16 protein-coding genes are annotated in these 16,717 nt (G+C 75.0%); 5 read left to right on the top strand and 11 right to left on the bottom strand.

Annotated features, from left to right (window positions below; genetic code table 11):
* Positions 1-121 precede the first annotated feature (121 nt).
* From ACRYM6_RS22175 to ACRYM6_RS22160, 4 genes are read left to right on the top strand one after another with little or no spacing between them, the layout of a single operon-like run.
* Positions 122-1,513 (top strand): MFS transporter, encoded by a 1,392-nt coding sequence (locus ACRYM6_RS22175; protein WP_432545056.1) that lies wholly within the window; start codon positions 122-124, stop codon positions 1,511-1,513.
* A 43-nt stretch (positions 1,514-1,556) separates the two neighbouring features.
* Positions 1,557-2,552 (top strand): dioxygenase family protein, encoded by a 996-nt coding sequence (locus tag ACRYM6_RS22170; RefSeq protein WP_432545055.1) that lies wholly within the window; start codon positions 1,557-1,559, stop codon positions 2,550-2,552.
* Between the two features lie 22 nt (positions 2,553-2,574).
* The gene (locus ACRYM6_RS22165; RefSeq protein ID WP_432545054.1) at positions 2,575-2,916 is read left to right on the top strand and encodes a DMT family transporter; all 342 of its coding nucleotides are present in this window, start codon (positions 2,575-2,577) and stop codon (positions 2,914-2,916) included.
* Positions 2,913-3,233: a DMT family transporter gene (locus tag ACRYM6_RS22160; RefSeq protein ID WP_432545053.1), complete on the top strand. Its 321-nt coding sequence runs from the start codon at positions 2,913-2,915 to the stop codon at positions 3,231-3,233. The genes ACRYM6_RS22165 and ACRYM6_RS22160 overlap by 4 nt, the downstream gene beginning before the upstream one ends.
* Here the strand turns inward: ACRYM6_RS22160 and ACRYM6_RS22155 are convergent.
* Genes ACRYM6_RS22155 through ACRYM6_RS22145 form a run of 3 tightly spaced genes read right to left on the bottom strand, consistent with a single transcriptional unit; the run spans position 3,190 to position 5,188 of the window.
* On the bottom strand, positions 3,190-3,873 hold the full coding sequence (locus ACRYM6_RS22155) for a YidC/Oxa1 family membrane protein insertase (RefSeq protein ID WP_432545052.1): 684 nt from the start codon (positions 3,871-3,873) through the stop codon (positions 3,190-3,192). The genes ACRYM6_RS22160 and ACRYM6_RS22155 overlap by 44 nt on opposite strands.
* A 59-nt stretch (positions 3,874-3,932) precedes the next feature.
* Positions 3,933-4,235 (bottom strand): DUF6412 domain-containing protein, encoded by a 303-nt coding sequence (locus ACRYM6_RS22150; protein ID WP_432545051.1) that lies wholly within the window; start codon positions 4,233-4,235, stop codon positions 3,933-3,935.
* Complete coding sequence (locus ACRYM6_RS22145) at positions 4,211-5,188, bottom strand: acyltransferase family protein (RefSeq protein ID WP_432545050.1); 978 nt, start codon at positions 5,186-5,188, stop codon at positions 4,211-4,213. Before ACRYM6_RS22145 ends, ACRYM6_RS22150 begins: the two co-directional genes overlap by 25 nt.
* 217 nt (positions 5,189-5,405) lie before the next feature.
* Here ACRYM6_RS22145 and ACRYM6_RS22140 point away from each other — a divergent pair, with 217 nt between their 5' ends.
* Positions 5,406-5,966, top strand: a complete 561-nt coding sequence (locus tag ACRYM6_RS22140; protein WP_432545049.1) for a hypothetical protein — start codon at positions 5,406-5,408, stop codon at positions 5,964-5,966.
* Here the strand turns inward: ACRYM6_RS22140 and ACRYM6_RS22135 are convergent.
* The 8 genes from ACRYM6_RS22135 to ACRYM6_RS22100 all read right to left on the bottom strand — a co-directional run bounded on the left by ACRYM6_RS22135 (position 5,936) and on the right by ACRYM6_RS22100 (position 16,652).
* Positions 5,936-8,200, bottom strand: coding sequence for a putative bifunctional diguanylate cyclase/phosphodiesterase (locus ACRYM6_RS22135; RefSeq protein WP_432545048.1), 2,265 nt, complete (start codon positions 8,198-8,200; stop codon positions 5,936-5,938). The two genes, ACRYM6_RS22140 and ACRYM6_RS22135, sit on opposite strands and share 31 nt — an antisense overlap.
* 139 nt (positions 8,201-8,339) lie before the next feature.
* Entirely contained in the window at positions 8,340-9,623 is a 1,284-nt protein-coding gene (locus ACRYM6_RS22130; protein WP_432545047.1) for a thymidine phosphorylase, read from the bottom strand.
* Positions 9,620-10,069, bottom strand: a complete 450-nt coding sequence (locus tag ACRYM6_RS22125; protein WP_432545046.1) for a cytidine deaminase — start codon at positions 10,067-10,069, stop codon at positions 9,620-9,622. Before ACRYM6_RS22125 ends, ACRYM6_RS22130 begins: the two co-directional genes overlap by 4 nt.
* Complete coding sequence (locus ACRYM6_RS22120; RefSeq protein WP_432545045.1) at positions 10,066-11,373, bottom strand: ABC transporter permease; 1,308 nt, start codon at positions 11,371-11,373, stop codon at positions 10,066-10,068. Before ACRYM6_RS22120 ends, ACRYM6_RS22125 begins: the two co-directional genes overlap by 4 nt.
* Positions 11,370-12,584 carry an ABC transporter permease gene (locus ACRYM6_RS22115; RefSeq protein ID WP_432545044.1) on the bottom strand — a complete coding sequence of 405 codons (1,215 nt, stop codon included), beginning with the start codon at positions 12,582-12,584 and terminating at the stop codon, positions 11,370-11,372. Before ACRYM6_RS22115 ends, ACRYM6_RS22120 begins: the two co-directional genes overlap by 4 nt.
* Positions 12,581-14,098: an ABC transporter ATP-binding protein gene (locus ACRYM6_RS22110; RefSeq protein ID WP_432545043.1), complete on the bottom strand. Its 1,518-nt coding sequence runs from the start codon at positions 14,096-14,098 to the stop codon at positions 12,581-12,583. Before ACRYM6_RS22110 ends, ACRYM6_RS22115 begins: the two co-directional genes overlap by 4 nt.
* A 38-nt stretch (positions 14,099-14,136) precedes the next feature.
* Complete coding sequence (locus ACRYM6_RS22105; RefSeq protein ID WP_432545042.1) at positions 14,137-15,234, bottom strand: BMP family lipoprotein; 1,098 nt, start codon at positions 15,232-15,234, stop codon at positions 14,137-14,139.
* A 146-nt stretch (positions 15,235-15,380) separates the two neighbouring features.
* Positions 15,381-16,652, bottom strand: coding sequence for an amidohydrolase (locus ACRYM6_RS22100; RefSeq protein ID WP_432545041.1), 1,272 nt, complete (start codon positions 16,650-16,652; stop codon positions 15,381-15,383).
* Positions 16,653-16,717: the final 65 nt, after the last annotated feature.

The following is a 16,717-nucleotide window of genomic DNA, read 5'->3' as shown; positions in this document are numbered from 1 at the left end:
CCCCCCCCACCCCCCCCCCCCCCCCCGCGCCCCCCCCCCGCCCGGGCCCCCCCCCCCCCCCCCCCCCCCCCCCCCCCCGGTGCTGGACCTCCAGCGCGCTGGAGGTCCTAGCGTGCCGAGGGTGACCCAGAGCACCACCGACCGCACCGCGCCCCCCACCCGACCCCCCGGGATCCTGTCCCGCCGGTACCTCGTCACCACCCTCGGCACGACCGCCCTGGTGTTCCTGACGGCGTTCGAGAGCCTGGCCGTGACCACCGTCATGCCCCTGGTCAGCGCCGACCTCGGCGGCCGCGACGCCTACGCGACCGCGTTCGCCGCCACCCTCGCCGCGAGCGTCGTCGGCATGGTCGCCGCGGGCGGCTGGTCGGACCGCCGGGGCCCGGGCGGACCGCTGCTGGCCGCCGTCGCGGTGTTCTGCGCCGGGCTGCTCGCCGCCGCCCTGGCCCCCACGATGACGGTGTTCGTCGCCGCCCGCTTCCTCCAGGGCCTGGGGTCGGGCGGGATCAGCGTCACCCTGTACGTCCTGGTCGCCCTGGCCTTCCCGGCGGCGCTGCGCCCGGCCGTGTTCGGCGCGTTCGCCGCCGCCTGGGTGCTGCCCTCCCTCGTCGGTCCCGCCGCGGCCGCCTGGGTCGGGGAGACGTTCGGCTGGCACTGGGTGTTCACCGGGGTCCTCGTCCTGGTGGTCGTCGCGGCGGCCGCGGTGCTGCCGACGCTGCTGCGGGTCGACTCCCCCGAGCGGACCACGGACCCCTTCCCCCGCAGCCGGTTTCTCGCCGCCGCCGGGGTCGCGGCCGCCGTCGTCGCGATCAGCTCGGCCAGCTCCACCGGGGGCTGGCGCTGGGCCCTGGCCGTCGCCGCGCTCACCGTGCTGGTCGTCTCGCTGCGGCCGCTGCTGCCCGCCGGGACCCTGCTCGCCCGCCGCGGCCTGCCCGCGACCGTGCTGCTGCGGGGCCTGCTGGCCGCGACGTTCTTCAGCACCGAGGTGTACCTGCCGCTGATGCTGCACGAGCGGTCCGGCCTGCCGCTGACCCTGGCCGGGGCCGTGCTGACGGCCGCCGCGATCGCCTGGGCGTCGGCCTCGGCCGTGCAGGGGCGGCTCGGGGACCGGCTGCCGCACGCCCGCGCCGTCCGGATCGGCTCGGTGCTCCTGCTGGCCGGGGTCGGCGCCCAGGCCGCCGTCGCGGTGCTCGACCCGGCGGCCGCGGTGTCGGTGGCGGTGAGCACCCTGGGCTGGTTCGCCGCCGGCGCCGGCATGGGCCTGGGCTTCCCCCGCACGACCGTCCTCGTGCTGGAGCAGTCCGCCCCCGGGCAGGAGGGCGCGGGGTCCTCGGCGCTGACGATCTGCGACGCGGCCGGCGGCGGCACCGCGATGGCGCTGACCGGTCTGGCGTTCGCCGCGTTCGGCGCCGTCTCGGCGTGGGCGGGTTTCGCCGGGACGCTGCCGCTGTGCGTGGTGTTCGCGGTGGGCGCGCTCGTCGTGGCCCGCCGCGTCTCACAGGCCACGCACTGACGGAGCACCGCTGGTCCTGGGCCCGGACCCCGACGGTGGGGCCATGAAGGAAACCCGCCCCACGTACCAGGGCCGCCCGCTCCCCCGCCCCGACGAGGACGTCGACGACCAGGGGCTCGCGTTCGACATCGCGACCATGGCGACCCGGCGCCGCGCGCTGGGCCTGCTCGGCCTGGGTGCCGCCGGGTTCACCCTCGCCGCCTGCGGCGACGGCACGACCACCGCCTCGTCGTCGTCCTCGTCCTCGTCCAGCTCCACGACCGGCGCGACGGCCGGCGGGACCCTCACCGAGATCCCCGACGAGACCGCCGGCCCCTACCCCGGCGACGGCTCCAACGGCGCCGACGTCCTGGAGCAGAGCGGGGTCGTCCGCAGCGACATCCGCTCCAGCTTCGGGTCCAGCACCACGACCGCCGAGGGCGTCCCGATGACCCTGACGCTGAGCATCGTCGACCTGGCCGGCGGGAACGTCCCCTTCGAGGGCGTCGCCGTCTACGTGTGGCACTGCGACCGCGACGGGGAGTACTCCCTGTACTCCGACGGGATCACCGAGGAGAACTACCTGCGCGGCGTCCAGGTCGCGGACGCCGACGGGAACGTCACCTTCACCAGCGTCTACCCCGCCTGCTACGACGGGCGCTGGCCGCACATCCACTTCGAGGTCTACCCCGACGAGGCGAGCATCACCGACGTCGCGAACTGCATCGCGACCTCCCAGGTCGCGATGCCCGCCGAGGCGTGCACCGCGGTCTACGCCACCACCGGCTACGAGCAGTCCGTGACGAACTTCGCGAAGGTCTCCCTCGACACCGACAACGTCTTCGGTGACGACTCCGGCGCCTCCCAGACCCCGACGTGGAGCGGTGACTCCACGAGCGGCTACACCGTCGCCCTCACCGTCGGCGTCGACACCACCACCGAACCCACCGCCGGCACCATGGCCGGGATGGGCTCGGACACCTCCGGCCACCCCGCGGGCGGCCCGGGCGGCGGCACCCCGCCCAGCGGCGCCCCCGCCGCACCCGCCGACGCCGCCTGAACCACACCGGTAGCGTGCGGGGGTGCGCTCCTCCCCCTGGGGTCTGCTGGCCCTCGCCGTGCTGTGCGAGGTCACCGCGACGCTGTCGCTGCGGGCGGCGACGCAGGCCCCCGGCTGGTACGTCCCCGTCGTCGCCGGGTACGTCGGCGCCTTCGCCCTGCTCGGGGCGGTCCTGCGGCGCGGGATGCCGATCGGCGTCGCCTACGGGGTGTGGGCCGCGGCCGGCGTGGTGCTCACGGCGGTCGCCGGGGCGGTGCTGTTCGCCGAACCCCTCACCCCCGTGATGGGGGCGGGGATCGCGCTCATCATCGCCGGGGGGCTGCTCGTGGAACTCGGTTCCCGGCCGCCGCGGGAACCGTCGTGAGCTGGCTCCTGCTGGCCGGGGCCATCGCCTTCGAGGTCGCCGCGACCGCCGTCCTGAGGTTGTCGGACGGTGGCCGCCGGCGCCGCTGGATCCCCGTCGTGGGGGCCGGCTACCTCGTGTCCTTCGGGTTCCTGTCGCTGACGCTGCGCGCGGGCATGCCCGTCGGCGTGGCCTACGGCGTGTGGTCGGCCGTCGGGGTGGCCCTGACCGCGCTGCTCGCGCGCGCCGTCTTCGGGGACCGGCTGACCCGCACGATGCTGCTGGGCATCGCCCTCATCGCCGCCGGGGTGCTGCTGGTGGAACTCGGCGCGCGCTGACCGCCCGCGCCACCAGCTGCTGACCGGCCGACCAGCCGGCCGAGACCGCCCAGTACAGCAGGACCCCCACGGGGAAGTGCGCGGTCGTCAACGCCACGACGACGGGCACCGCGACCAGCACGGCCGTCGGCGGCCGCTGCACCGAGGCCAGCGAGGTCGCGCACTGGAACGCGGCCGTCAGCACCAGCAGCGCGACACCGACGGCGCTCGGGTCCCGGGTCAGGACCGACGACAACGGCACCCCCGCGAGGTGCGCCCCGGGGAAGGGCCGGGACTCCAGCGCCAGCGTCAGCGCCAGGAACACCGGCGCCTGCAGCAGCCCGGGCCACAGCGCGGCGAACGGGTTCACCCCGGCGTCGCGGTGCAGGTCCAGCAGTTCCCGCTGGCGGCGCTGCCGCGACGCGGGGTCGGTGCGGCCGCGGTAGCGGTCCTGGAGCTCGGCGATCCTGGGGCGCAGGGCCGCGGCGGCCAGGGTGGAACGGTGCTGCACCACGAACAACGGGAGCAGCAGCAGTCGTGCGGCGAGGACGAGGGTGACGATCGCGAGCGGCCAGGACCAGCCCGCGTCGTGGAGGTGGACGAGGAACCACGCGACGGCGTCCTCGAGGGGTTTCAGCCAGACGTGCAGGGTTTCGGGCACGGGGGAACTCCGGGGGTGAGCGGGGACGGGAGACGACGGGCTCCCGTGCGCGCGTCAGCTCAGCACGGGAGCGGGTTCGTCCCCGGTGCTCGCGGTTGGGGGTTCCCCACGGCGGCGGGTTCGTTCTGCGGCAACGTGTCCGCGGGTTCAGGCCGGTTCCCGGGACGGGCCGGGACGATCGCGGCGAGCAGGTGCGCGACGACGCCGCGCACGGCGACGAGACCGGCCGCGAACGTGGTCGCCACCACCAGCGCCGCCGCGAGCAGCGGCTGCTGCCCGAGCAGGACCACCGAGGCGAGCAGGGGCAGCAGGAGCAGCGCGGTCGACACCCGCGCGCTCACCCCCGAGAACTCCCGGCCCACGCCCGGAACCCTACTCCCCGACCCCGCGGCAGGCACCGGCACGCGAGGAGCAGGGTGAGCGCGAGGGCGGGCAGGACCGCGCACCGCGCGGCCCACCAGCCGTCGGCCGCCACGTCCCCGACGACCCCGGGGACCCCCAGCGCAGCGAAGACGCACAGCACGGGCAGGTGCAGCAGGTACACCGGCAGGCAGTACCGGGTGGACGGGGCCAGGACCGCCGCGGGGCGCCGCAGCGCGGGGCGCAGCAGGAGGAAGAGGCCGACCTGCGCGACCGCCAGCCCCACCGCCACCGCACCCGGCGGGTTCAGCGGGGACCCCGGCCGGCCCGGGACCCCGACCGCGGACGCGGGCCCCGTCCCGACGAGCCCGAGGACGAGGGCCGTCCCGGCGACGGCCAGCACCGGTGCCGCCGGCCGCGGCAGCCGCCCCCGGGCGTGCGCGACGCCCAGCCCGTACGGGACCGACCACGCCAGGACCGCGCGCGCGGCGGTGCTCACCGGGTCGTCGGCCCCGGCGAGGTCGAGCAGCGCCAGCGCGGCGGCGGGCACCAGCAGCCACCACGGCGACCGGTCCAGGGCCGGCCGCGCCCGCGACAGCACGAGCAGGACCGCCGCGAACCACAGCGGGGACAGCGCGAGGTGGACGAGGGTGCCGCCCGCGGCCCACGCCACCGCCACCGCCACCAGCGCGACGGGGAGGAGCCGGTGCCGGGGCCCGGCGGGGCGGCGGCCCCGCCGGGCCGCGGCGAACCCGGCGGCGAAGAACAACGGCCCCAGGGTCTGCAGGAACCACGTCAGCGGCCACAGCGCGGTCGAGACCGTCAGCGGGCTCGTCACCCGGGCCCCCGGCCCGCCGGTGGCGAAACCGGTGACCAGCCAGTGGCCGGTGACCACGGCGGCCAGGCTCAGCACCCGCAGGGCGTCGATCGTGGGGTCGCGGGGGTCGTCCGGCACGCGCCCAGGCTCGTCCGCGGCGGTCCCCCGCACGAGGGGGCGGGCACGTCGCCGCCCGCTCGTGCCGGCACGAGGGCCGTGGGGACGGACGGTGACCCCGGAGCCCGTTCGAGCGACCCGCCTGGGCCGGACGGCTGACCGCGATCACCCGAGATCACCCCCCGTGATCGACTGGTGTCACGTTCAGCCCGCACCGAGACGCACCGGAGGACGACCGATGCCCCGCGCCAACACCGCCCTGGAGATGACCGACCGCCTCGACGGCGGTGACCTCGAGGACGCCTGGAAGGCCTACGAGCACGCCTTCTCCGGGCTGACCACGCGCGCCGCGCAGCAGCACCTCATGACCCGCGAGGAGTTCGAGGACGTCTGCCTCGACCCCCGCTGGCGCAAGTACGTGATCCGCGACGTGGACCGCGACGGGGCCGTGGGCGCCTTCGGGACCGCCACGTACGACCTGTCCGCCGTCTTCCAGCTGTCCCTGGACTTCTACGCGGCGCGGTACCCGCGGCAGTTCGCGGCGGGGACGATCTGCTACATCGGCTGCATCGGGGTGCACCCCACCTACCGCAGCAGCGGGGCGTTCGTGACGATCGTCGAGGAGATCTGCCGCGGCATCCACGAGCAGGGCGGCGTCGCCGCCATCGACACCTGCCGCTACAACGACGAGCAGCTCGCGCTGCCGCGGCTCGTCAACCGCATCACCCGCACCTTCGGCACCGAGGGCGAGCGCCTCGACACCCAGACCTACTGGGGGTACGACTTCAGCCGCCCCTGAGCGGCGCCCGCGGCGGCCAGGTACTCCGCGGTCGCCGGCGCCGGCTCGGCCCGGTGCCACAACCAGCCCTGCCCGTGCCCGACCCCCAGCCGGTGCAGCACCTCGCGCTGCTCCTCGGTCTCGACGCCCTCCGCGGTGACGGCGAGGGTCAGGGCGTCGCTGACGGCCACCACGGCGCGCAGCACGGCCTCGTCGCCGACGTTCCGGTCCACGCCGGAGACGAAGCTGCGGTCGATCTTGACGCGGGTCACGGGGAAGTTGCGCAGGTAGCTCAGCGCGGAGTACCCCGTGCCGAAGTCGTCGACGGCCAGGCCGACGTCCAGGGCCCGCAGGCGGTGCAGGAGGTCGATCGTCTGCCGGTCCTGCTGGAGCATCGAGGACTCGGTGATCTCGAGCATCAGCGACCGGCCCTGGACGTGGTAGGCCCGCAGGAGCTCCCCGACGGTGTCGGCGAAGTACGGGTCCAGCAGCTGCCGCGGGGAGACGTTGACGGACAGCACGAAGTCGTCGGTGACCAGGCCGTGGTCGCGCCAGGACCGCAGGTCCGCCAGCGCGGTGTCCAGGACCTGCCGGCCGACCTCGACGATCAGCCCGGTCTCCTCCAGGACGGGCACGAACTGCACGGGCGAGATCGGCCCGTGCAGCGGGTGGATCCACCGCAGCAGCGACTCCACGCCGCGGGGCACGCCCGTGGCCAGCGACACGATGGCCTGGTAGTGGACCTGGAGGGTCTGCTCGGCCACGGCGCTGCGCAGGTCCAGCTCGAACTCGACCTCGTCGCCCACCGCCAGCCGCAGCGACTCGTCCCACAGGACGAACTGGTTGCGGCCCTGCGCCTTGGCCCGGTACATGGCGGCGTCGGCCTCGCGCAGGGCGACGCCGAAGGACCCGGTGAGCTCGGCGACCCCCAGGGAGGCCGAGACCGCCACCTCGGCGACGGGCAGCCGGACCGGGGTGCGCAGGTTCCCGAGCAGCTCGCGGGCCAGCCCGACCGCGGTGGCCTGCTCCCCGCGCACGGCGACGACGAACTCGTCGCCCGCCAGCCGGCCGATCACCGCGCCGGGCGGGGCGAGGCGCCGCAGCCGGTCGGCGACCTCGCACAGCAGCTCGTCGCCGACGCCGTGGCCGTGGGAGTCGTTGACGAGCTTGAAGCCGTCGAGGTCGACGAACAGCAGCCAGCCGCGGTGGCCGGGGTCCACCGCCCACGCCTGGACGCGGCGCTCGAACTCGTCGCGGCCGGGCAGGTCGGTGAGGGCGTCGTGGGTGGCGCGGTGCTCCAGGACGGCCTTCGCCGCGGCGAGGCCGTTGACGGCGACGACGGCGCGGGCCAGCACGAGCGCGATCATCGTGCCGAGCGTCACGAACGCCACGACCTGCTCCGCGCCGCTGTCGTGGGTGCGGGTGCTGGTCAGGTACGCGGCCCCGGCCAGGGACACGCACAGCACGACGAGCCGGGCCGGCGACCACGCGTCGAAGCGCGGGCGCGGCGGCGGGGCGGTGCCGCGCCGGGGCAGGTGCAGCACCGCCACGCCCATGAGGCAGTAGGCGACGACGAAGGGGGTGTCGAACCAGGTCGGGGCGACGAAGTGCCCCTGCCGCCCGATGATCGCGTACCCCAGGTCCCCCAGCAGCGTGAACGCCAGGCAGGCCCCCAGCCAGCGGTGGGCCACGACGTGGGGGGCGGTCATCAGCAGGTCCAGGGCCAGCAGCAGGACCACCACGTCGAGCAGCGGGTAGACGCCCGCGAGCACGGACCCGGTCAGGGTCCGGCCGGGCAGGTCCAGCACCGGCAGGACGAGGAACTGCACGGCGGCGACGGCGCCGGCCAGGCTCGCGACGAGGGCGTCGACGACCACCTCGCGGCGCAGGCCCCCCGCGGCCCGCGCCATCCGGGCCAGCCCGACGGTCAGCGCGAGGTACCCGGCCAGGGAGAACGGGTCGGGGGCGAAGGCCAGCAGGTCGGGGCGCCCGTCGGCCCAGGGCCGCAGCGCGGAGCCGATGAAGAACAGCCCCGCGAAGACCGGCACGAGGGACCAGGAGCCCGCCGGGCGGGGGCGGCGGCGGCGCACCACCACGATCGACACCGCGAGGACGGCGGCGGCCAGCACCGCCCACCCGGCGGACCGGACGGCGTCGGGTACGGGGGCCAGGTACGCCGCGGCCACGAGCGCGGTGCCCGCCGCCCACCCGGCCCAGCCCCACCGGGACGGCCCGGCCGTTCGCCCTCGCGCCACGTGGTCCCCCTCCCGCCGCTCGTCCTGCCGCTGTCAGGTTCCCCGATCGGCAGCCGTCGCGCCGTCCTGGATCATGCTTGGCCCGATCGGGTGGTGCGCGCGGGACCTGTGACCCGTTCGGTCCAGGGGTGTGCGGCCCTCAGGCGGTGATGCGCTCGTGCACCAGGGGCACCGGCTCGGGGGCCCGCTCCGTCACCGGGTACCCGCCCTCCAGCGCCTGCAGCGCCCACTCGAACCGCTCGGGGGTGTCGGTGTGCAGGGTCATGAGCGGCTGCCCGGCGCGCACGGCGTCACCGCGCACGGCGTGCAGCTCCACCCCGGCCCCGGCCTGCACGGCCTCCTCGCGCCGCGACCGGCCCGCCCCGAGCCGCCACGCGGCGACCCCCACGGCGAGCGCGTCGACGTCGAGGAACCCGTCGGCGGGCGCCAGCACGTCGTGGGTGTGCCGGGCGCGCGGCAGCTCGGCGTCCGGGTCCCCGCCCTGGGCGGCGATCATCCGCCGCCAGGCGTCCATCGCGCGGCCGTCGGCGAGGGCGTCGGCGGGGTCGACGGCGTCCAGGCCCACGGCGGCCAGCATCTCCCGCGCCAGCACCAGGGTGATCTCGACGAGGTCGGCGGGGCCGCCGCCGGCGAGGACCTCGACGGATTCGCGCACCTCCAGGGCGTTGCCCGCGGTGCGGCCCAGGACCGTCGACATGTCGGTGACGACGGCGACGGTCCGCACCCCCGCGTCGGTGCCGAGGCCGACCATGGTCCGCGCCAGCTCCAGGGAGTCGTCGAGGGACTTCATGAACGCGCCGGAGCCGGTCTTGACGTCCAGGACGAGCGCGCTGGTCCCCTCGGCGATCTTCTTGCTCATGATGGAGCTGGCGATCAGCGGGATCGCCTCGACGGTGCCGGTCACGTCGCGCAGCGCGTACAGCTTCTTGTCGGCCGGGGCGAGGTCACCGGTCGCGGCGCAGATCACGGCGCCGAGGTCGGTGAGCTGGGCGCGGATCTCCGGCAGCGTCAGCGACGCCCGCCAGCCCGGGATCGCCTCGAGCTTGTCGAGGGTGCCGCCGGTGTGCCCGAGCCCGCGGCCGGACAGCTGCGGGACGGCCGCGCCGCAGGCCGCGACGAGCGGGGCCAGCGGCAGCGTGACCTTGTCCCCGACGCCGCCGGTGGAGTGCTTGTCGACGCTGGGCCGGGGCAGGTCGGTGAAGTCCAGCCGCGCCCCGGAGGCGATCATCGCGCTCGTCCAGCGGGACACCTCGCGCCGGTCCATCCCGTTGAGCAGGACCGCCATGGCCAGGGCCGACATCTGCTCCTCGGCGACCTCGCCGCGGGTGTAGGCGTCGATGACCCAGTCGATCTGCGCGTCGGACAGGGCGCCCCGGTCGCGCTTGGTGCGGATGACGTCGACGGCGGCGAACTGCTGGCTCACGGGGTGACCTTTCGGGCGGGGTCGGTCAGGTCGTGCGGCCCGAACGCGTCGGGCAGCACCTCGGTCATGGGCACGACGCCGCGCGGGGAGTCCACGAGCAGGTCCGGGCCGCCGAACTCGAAGAGCAGCTGACGGCAGCGGCCGCACGGCATGAGGACGTTGCCGACGGCGTCGACGCAGGCGAAGGCGACGAGCCGGCCGCCGCCGGTCATCCGCAGCTGCCCGACGAGGGTGCACTCGGCGCACAGCGTGACGCCGTAGGAGGCGTTCTCGACGTTCGCGCCGGACACGACGCGCCCGTCGTCGACGAGCGCGGCCGCGCCGACGGGGAACCCCGAGTACGGCGAGTAGGAGTGGCGCAGCGCCTCGCGGGCGGCCGCCCTCAGCCGGTCGAAGTCGGGGGTGCCGGCGAGGGTGCTGTCAGGGGTGCTGGCGGGGGTGGTCATGCGGGGTACGGCTCCCCTGACGCGGCGGGCGGGCGCACCCGGCCGACGAACCCGGCCACGGCCAGGATCGTCGCCAGGTACGGCAGCATGGACAGGAAGCTGGAGGGGACCTCCCCCGGCGCGGGCAGGACCCCCACGAGGGTCTGCAGCGCGGCGAAGAACCCGAACAGCAGCGAGGCCGCGACGGCCCCGCGCGGGCTCCACCGGCCGAAGATCACCGCGGCCAGCGCGATGAACCCCTTCCCGGCGGACATGTTCTCGGTGAACGGCCCGATGGTCCCGATGGACAGGTACGCCCCGGCGAGGCCGGCGATGCCGCCGGCGACGACGACGTTGACGTACCGCACCCGCAGGACGTCGATCCCGACGGTCGCGGCGGCCTTGGGGTGCTCGCCGACCGCGCGGGTCCGCAGGCCCCACTTGGTGCGGAACAGGACGACCTGCAGCGCGACGATGATCGCGTACATGGCGTAGACGAGGACGTTCGCCTGGAACAGCAGCGGCCCGACGACGGGGATGTCGGCCAGCAGCGGGATCCGGATCGGGTTGAGCACGCCCGGGGCGTTGTACCGCTGGGTGTCGGACTGCATGAGCGCCTTGTAGGCCCAGCCGGTGAACCCGAGCGCGGCGGCGTTGATGACGACGCCGAGGATGACCTGGTTGACCCGGTAGCGGATCGCGAAGACGGCCAGCAGCCAGCCGACGACGGCGCCGGACAGGACGGCGCCGACGACCCCGGCGCCGAGGCTGCCGGCCATGGACCCGACGAGGGCGCCGGCGAAGGCTCCGGTCAGCAACTGCCCCTCGATGGCGACGTTGACGACGCCGCTGCGCTCGCCCAGCACCCCGGCCAGGGCACCGAGGATCAGCGGGGTCGCGAGGAACACGGTCTGCTGCAGCAACCGCACGACGTCGATCGAGGCACCCGGCCCGCCGCTCATGACCCAGCACAGGAACGCCAGGACGAAGCAGAGCAGGGTGACCGCGACGACCAGCGGGTTGCGCCGGGCCCGGAACCCGCGGGCGAGCTGGAACAGGCCGAGCGCCACGACGACCAGGCCCAGCACCACGGGCGTGAGGGTCGCGGGCACGGTGAGGTCGGGCAGGGTCACGGCCGACCCGCCGCCGAACCGGAACGTGGCGTCGTCCGGGCCGGAGCCGACGCCCCAGCCGAGCACGGTCACCAGGCCGACGACGACCAGCAGGCCACCGGTGAGGACCCGCTTGCGCAGGCTCAGCGGGGGCTCGACCCGGGCGTGCTCGACGACCGGGGCGGGGGTCTCGGGGCTGACTGCGGAACTCATCGGGTCCACCCTCCGGCCAGTTCGGATCCGACGCCGGCGCCGCCGGACCGCAGGCGGAACACCGAGCGGATCAGCGCCGGCGCCGCGATGAACAGGACGATCGTGGCCTGCAGGACGCCGACCAGGTCCACGGGGACCCCGGTGGCGGACTGCATCTGCACCGCACCGGCCCGCAGGCCGCCGAACAGGACCCCGGCCGCGATGACGCCGTAGGGGTTGTTGCGGCCCAGCAGCGCGACGGTGATGGCGTCGAAACCGATGTTGCCCGCGACGCTGCCGGTCACGCTGCCGGTGACCCCGAGCACCTGGGTGGCCCCGGCCAGGCCGGCGAGCCCGCCGGCGAGGGCCATCGAGACCACCTGAAGCCGCCCGACCGCCATGCCCGCGGTGCGGGCCGCGTTCGGGTTGGCGCCGACCGCGCGCAGCCGGAAGCCGAGCCGGGACCGCTCGAACAGCCACCACACGAGCACCGCCGCCAGCACCGCCAGGACGAGCCCGGCGTTGACCCGCAACGACGACCCCAGCAGCGCGGGCAGCTCGGCGCTGGCGTCGACCTGCTCGGAGATGGCCTGGTTGTACGGCGGGCGCTGGAACCAGCGCACCCCCAGCAGGTAGGTCAGCAGGTTGATCGCGACGTAGTTCAGCATGATCGTCGTGATGACCTCGTGGGCGCCGGTGCGCGCCTTGAGCAGGCCCACGACCCCGCCCCACACCAGGCCCCCGGCGATGCCGGCGAGGACCGCCACGACGACGTGCAGCACGACGGGCAGGTCCACGGTGAAACCCACCCAGGCCGCGGCGATCGCGCCGGTGATGATCTGCCCCTGCGCACCGATGTTGAACAGGCCCACCCGGAACGACAGGGCCACGCCCAGGCCGGCGAGGATCAGCGGCGTCGCGTTGACCAGCGTCTCGGAGACCGGCCGCAGGGCGGCGGTCCCGGAGAAGCTCGGGTTGTAGACCGCCCCCTGCAGCAGCGCCAGGTAGGCGTCGCGCACGGAGTACCAGGCGTTGGAGAAGAAGTCCCACGGGTAGCTGAAGAAGTACTGCGCGCTCGCCCGGGACTGCTCGTCCCCGATGACGATGAGCACCGCGCCGACCAGCAGCGCGCTGAGGATCGCGCAGGCCGTCAGCAGCCAGCTGCCGCCCCGGTGCGGGCGCCTGCGCCCCGTCCCCTGCACCGGTCCCTGCGCGAGCGAGGTGGAGCTCACAGGTCGTCCTCCCCCGTCGTCCCGGCACCTGCCATGAGCAACCCCAGCTCCTCCTGCGTGGCGTCCGGACCGACCTCACCGGCGATCCGGCCGCGGTACATCACGACGATGCGGTCGGCCAGCGCCCGCACCTCGTCCAGCTCGGTGGACACCAGCACCACGGCGGCGCCGCGGTCGCGCTCGGCCACGATCCGCTGGTGCACGAACTCCTGGCTGCCGACGTCGACGCCGCGGGTGGGCTGGGCCACGACCAGCAGCTTCAGCGGTCTGGTCATCTCCCGGGCCAGGACGACCTTCTGCTGGTTGCCGCCGGACAGGGTCGAGGCGGCGGCCTGCGCCGAGGGGGTGCGGATGTCGAACTCCTCGATGCGCTCGGCGGCGTTGCGGCGCAGCGCGTCGCGGTCGACGGACAGCCCGCGGGAGAACTGCGGGGAGTCCACGAGGTCCAGCACCAGGTTCTCGGCGATGCTGAACGACCCGACGAGCCCGTCGTGCAGCCGGTCCTCGGGGACGTACCCCACGCCGAGGGCGAGGACGTCGTCGATGCCGGCGCCGGTGACGTCGGTGCCGGCGATGCTCACGGTCCCGGCGTCGACGTCCTGCAGGCCGACCACGCTGCGGGTGAGCTCGGTCTGCCCGTTGCCGTCGACGCCGGCGATCGCGAGGACCTCCCCGGCGCGGACGTCGAGGTCGATGCCGTCGAGCAGGACCGTCCCGGCCGGGTCCAGGACCCGGAGGCCGTCCACCCGCAGGACCGTCCCGCCGGGTTCGGCGGCCTTCTTGTCGACCCGCAGCCGCACGTCGCGCCCGACCATGAGGGCGGCCAGCTCCTCCGGGGAGGCGCTGGGCAGCGCCTCGCCGACGACCCTGCCGCGGCGGATGACGGTGATGCGGTCGGCGACGGCCTTGACCTCGCGCAGCTTGTGCGTGATGAAGACGATCGAGGTGCCGGCGTCGGCCAGTTCGCGCATGACGCGCATGAGGTCGTCGGTCTCGGCCGGGGTCAGCACGGCCGTGGGCTCGTCGAGCACGAGGACCTTCGCCTCGCGCAGCAGCGCCTTGACGATCTCGATGCGCTGCTGCACGCCGACGGCGAGGTCGGCGACGAGGGTGTCGGCGGGGATGGCCAGCCCGAACCGCCGGGAGGTCTCCTCGACGCGCTCGCGGGCGCGGCGCCGGTCGAGGAACCCGCCGGCCCTGGTCAGCTCGGTGCCCAGCACGATGTTCTCGGTGGCGGTGAACGTCGGGACGAGCATGAAGTGCTGGTGCACCATGCCGATCCCGGCCGCCATGGCGTCACCCGGGGAGGTGAACTCCACGGGTTCGCCGTCGACGAGGATCTGCCCCTCGTCGGGGGTGTACAGGCCGTAGAGCACGTTCATCAACGTGCTCTTGCCGGCCCCGTTCTCGCCCAGCAGGGCGTGGATCTCGCCCTCGCGCACGACGAGGTCGATGGAGTCGTTGGCGACGAGGGGCCCGAAGCGCTTCGTGATGCCCTTGAGTTCCAGTTGCACCTGCGCGTCGTTCCCCTCGTCGCCCTCGCGTCCGGTTCTCAGCTGGCCTGGATGGCGTTCGGGGAGGTGATCTCGATCGAGCCGTCGATGATGCCCGCCTTCACGGCCTCCAGCTCGCTCTTCAGCTCGGCCGGCACCTTCGCGTCGAACTGGTTGAACGGCGCCAGGCCGGTGCCCTCGTTCTCCAGGGTGCCGACGTACCCGCCGGTCGGGGTGTCGCCCTCGGCGGCGGCCAGGACGTAGTCCTTGACGGCGTTGGTCAGGTTCTTCGTCACCGAGGAGATGAAGTACTGGCAGTACTGCGCCGCGCTCTGGCAGCCGTCGGTGTCGACCCAGATGAGGTTCAGCGCACCGCCGGCGGCCTCGGCCGCCGCACCGGCACCCAGGCCGGCCTGACCCGCGACCGGCATGATCACGTCGGCGCCCTGACCGGCCAGCGTCTCGGTGATGGAGCGGCCCGCGCCCTGGTCCTGGAAGGAGTTGGCGAAGGTGCCGCCGTCGGGGTTCTTCTCGTCCCAGCCGAGGACCTTGACGCTCGTGCCCTTCTGCTGGTTGTAGTACTGCACGCCCTCCCAGAAGCCGTCCATGTAGATGGTCACCGGCGGGATGTTGATGCCCCCCCAGGTGCCGACGGTGCCCGTCTTGGTCATGCCGGCGGCGAGGTAACCGCCGAGGAAACCGCCCTCGGCGGTGTTGTACTGGAAGGCGTAGACGTTGTCGGCGGCCGCGTCGGAGTCGATCTCGGCGAAGGCCTGGTCGGGGTTGGCCTGCGCGACCTCCGCGACGGCGTCCTTCATCAGGCCGCCGACGGCGACGATGGTGCCGCAGCCCTTGGCGACCTCGGCGTTGAGGTTCGGGACGTAGTCGGCGTCGCTGTTCGACGGGACGTAGGAGATCTCGATGTCCGGGTTCTCCGCCTTGGCCTGCTCGAACCCGGCGTAGGAGCTCTCGTTGAACGAGCGGTCGTCGACGCCGCCGGTGTCCAGCACCATGCACGCGCTGAAGGCGTCGCCGCCGCTGCCACCGGTCTGGCCCCCCGAGCTGGAGGTGTCGTCCGGCCGGTCACCGCAGGAGGCCAGCAGCAGGGCGGTCACGCCCAGGGCTGCCACCGGGGCGAGGCGGTGCATCGTCTTCATGGGGGTGGTCCTCCGGGGTGGGCGGGTCGGGCGGGACGCGAGGGGGGCGCCGCGAGCGCCGGCTGGTGCGAGCGCGCCGTCATCGTAATGGGCACGAACGGCGCTGCGGCCCGCTGCGGCGAGCAGGTTGTCCGGATCGAGACCTTTCAACTGGTCACGCCGGGGTCCCGCGGGACCGGCAGGGCGCGGGGTGAGAGCGCGGTGAGCGCCAGGACGCCCATGCCGACGGCGAGCGCCGCCTCGTCGGGGGCGAAGTCGCCGCGGTGCAGGTCGTAGGTGGGCCCGCCGGGCGTGCGGGTGCCCAGGCGCACCATGGCGCCGGGGACGTGGTGCAGGTACCAGGCGAAGTCCTCCCCGCCCAGGGACTGCCGGGTCGGCAGGACGTCGTCGGCGCCGAGCAGGGCGCGGGCGGCGGCCTCGAGGGCGGCGGTGGAGTGGACGTCGTTGTCGACCGGCGGCACGCCCCGCACGAGGCTGACCTCGGCGCGCACGGAGTAGGGCCGCACGAGGTCGGCGACGACGGCCTCGACGAGCTCGCCGGCGTGCTGCCAGGCCTCGGTCTCCATGCAGCGCAGCGTCCCGGAGGCGTAGCCCTCGGCGGGCACGGCGTTGGGGGCGTCCCCGGCGTGGACGGCGCCCCAGGTGAGGTTCACCCCGGCGCGGGGGTCGACGCGGCGGGCCAGGACGGCGGGCAGCTGGGTGACGACCTGGCCGAGGGCGAAGACGAGGTCGCCGGCCAGGTGGGGGCGGGAGGTGTGCCCGCCGGTGCCGTGCAGCCGCACGGTGACGTGGTCGGAGGCGGAGGTGATGGGCCCGGCCTTGAGGCCGACGGTGCCGACGTCGAGGCTGGGGTCGCAGTGCAGGCCGTAGATGGCGGCGACGTCGTCGACGGCGCCGGCGCCGATGACGTCGAGCGCGCCGCCGGGCATCACCTCCTCGGCGGGCTGGAACAGCAGCCGCACGCCGTGCGGGAGATCACCCGTCCGGGCGAGGTCGGCCAGGACGAGCCCGGCGCCCAGGACGCAGGCGGTGTGGACGTCGTGGCCGCAGGCGTGCGCGACGCCGGGGACGGTGGAGGCGTAGGGCAGGCCGGTGGACTCGGGGGTGCGCAGGGCGTCGAGGTCGGCGCGCAGGGCCAGCCGGGGCCCGCCGGCCGGGCCGAGGTCGGCGAGCAGGCCGGTCCCGGGCAGCAGCTTGACGTGGGCCCCGGCCCGGGTGAGCCGCTCGGCGAGCAGGCCGGTGGCGCGGTGCTCGGTGCGGGCCAGCTCGGGGTGGGCGTGCAGCTCGCGGCGCAGCGCCCGGGCGTCGGGTTCGTGGGTGACGACCAGGTCTGCGACCCGCTCCAGGAGCGGGTGGTCGGGTCCACCGAGCCCACCGCGACCGGCCGGGGTCCGCGGGGTGCTGGTGTCGCTGGTCACGGCACCCGACGCTACCCGTGCCGCGCGCCCCCCGCCGACCCCGGTGCGGGCCCCGGCCGGGGCCC

This window comes from Kineococcus rugosus (assembly GCF_050871975.1).
In the GTDB taxonomy this organism is placed as follows: domain Bacteria; phylum Actinomycetota; class Actinomycetes; order Actinomycetales; family Kineococcaceae; genus Kineococcus.
This window is presented reverse-complemented; position numbering and strand designations above follow the sequence as displayed.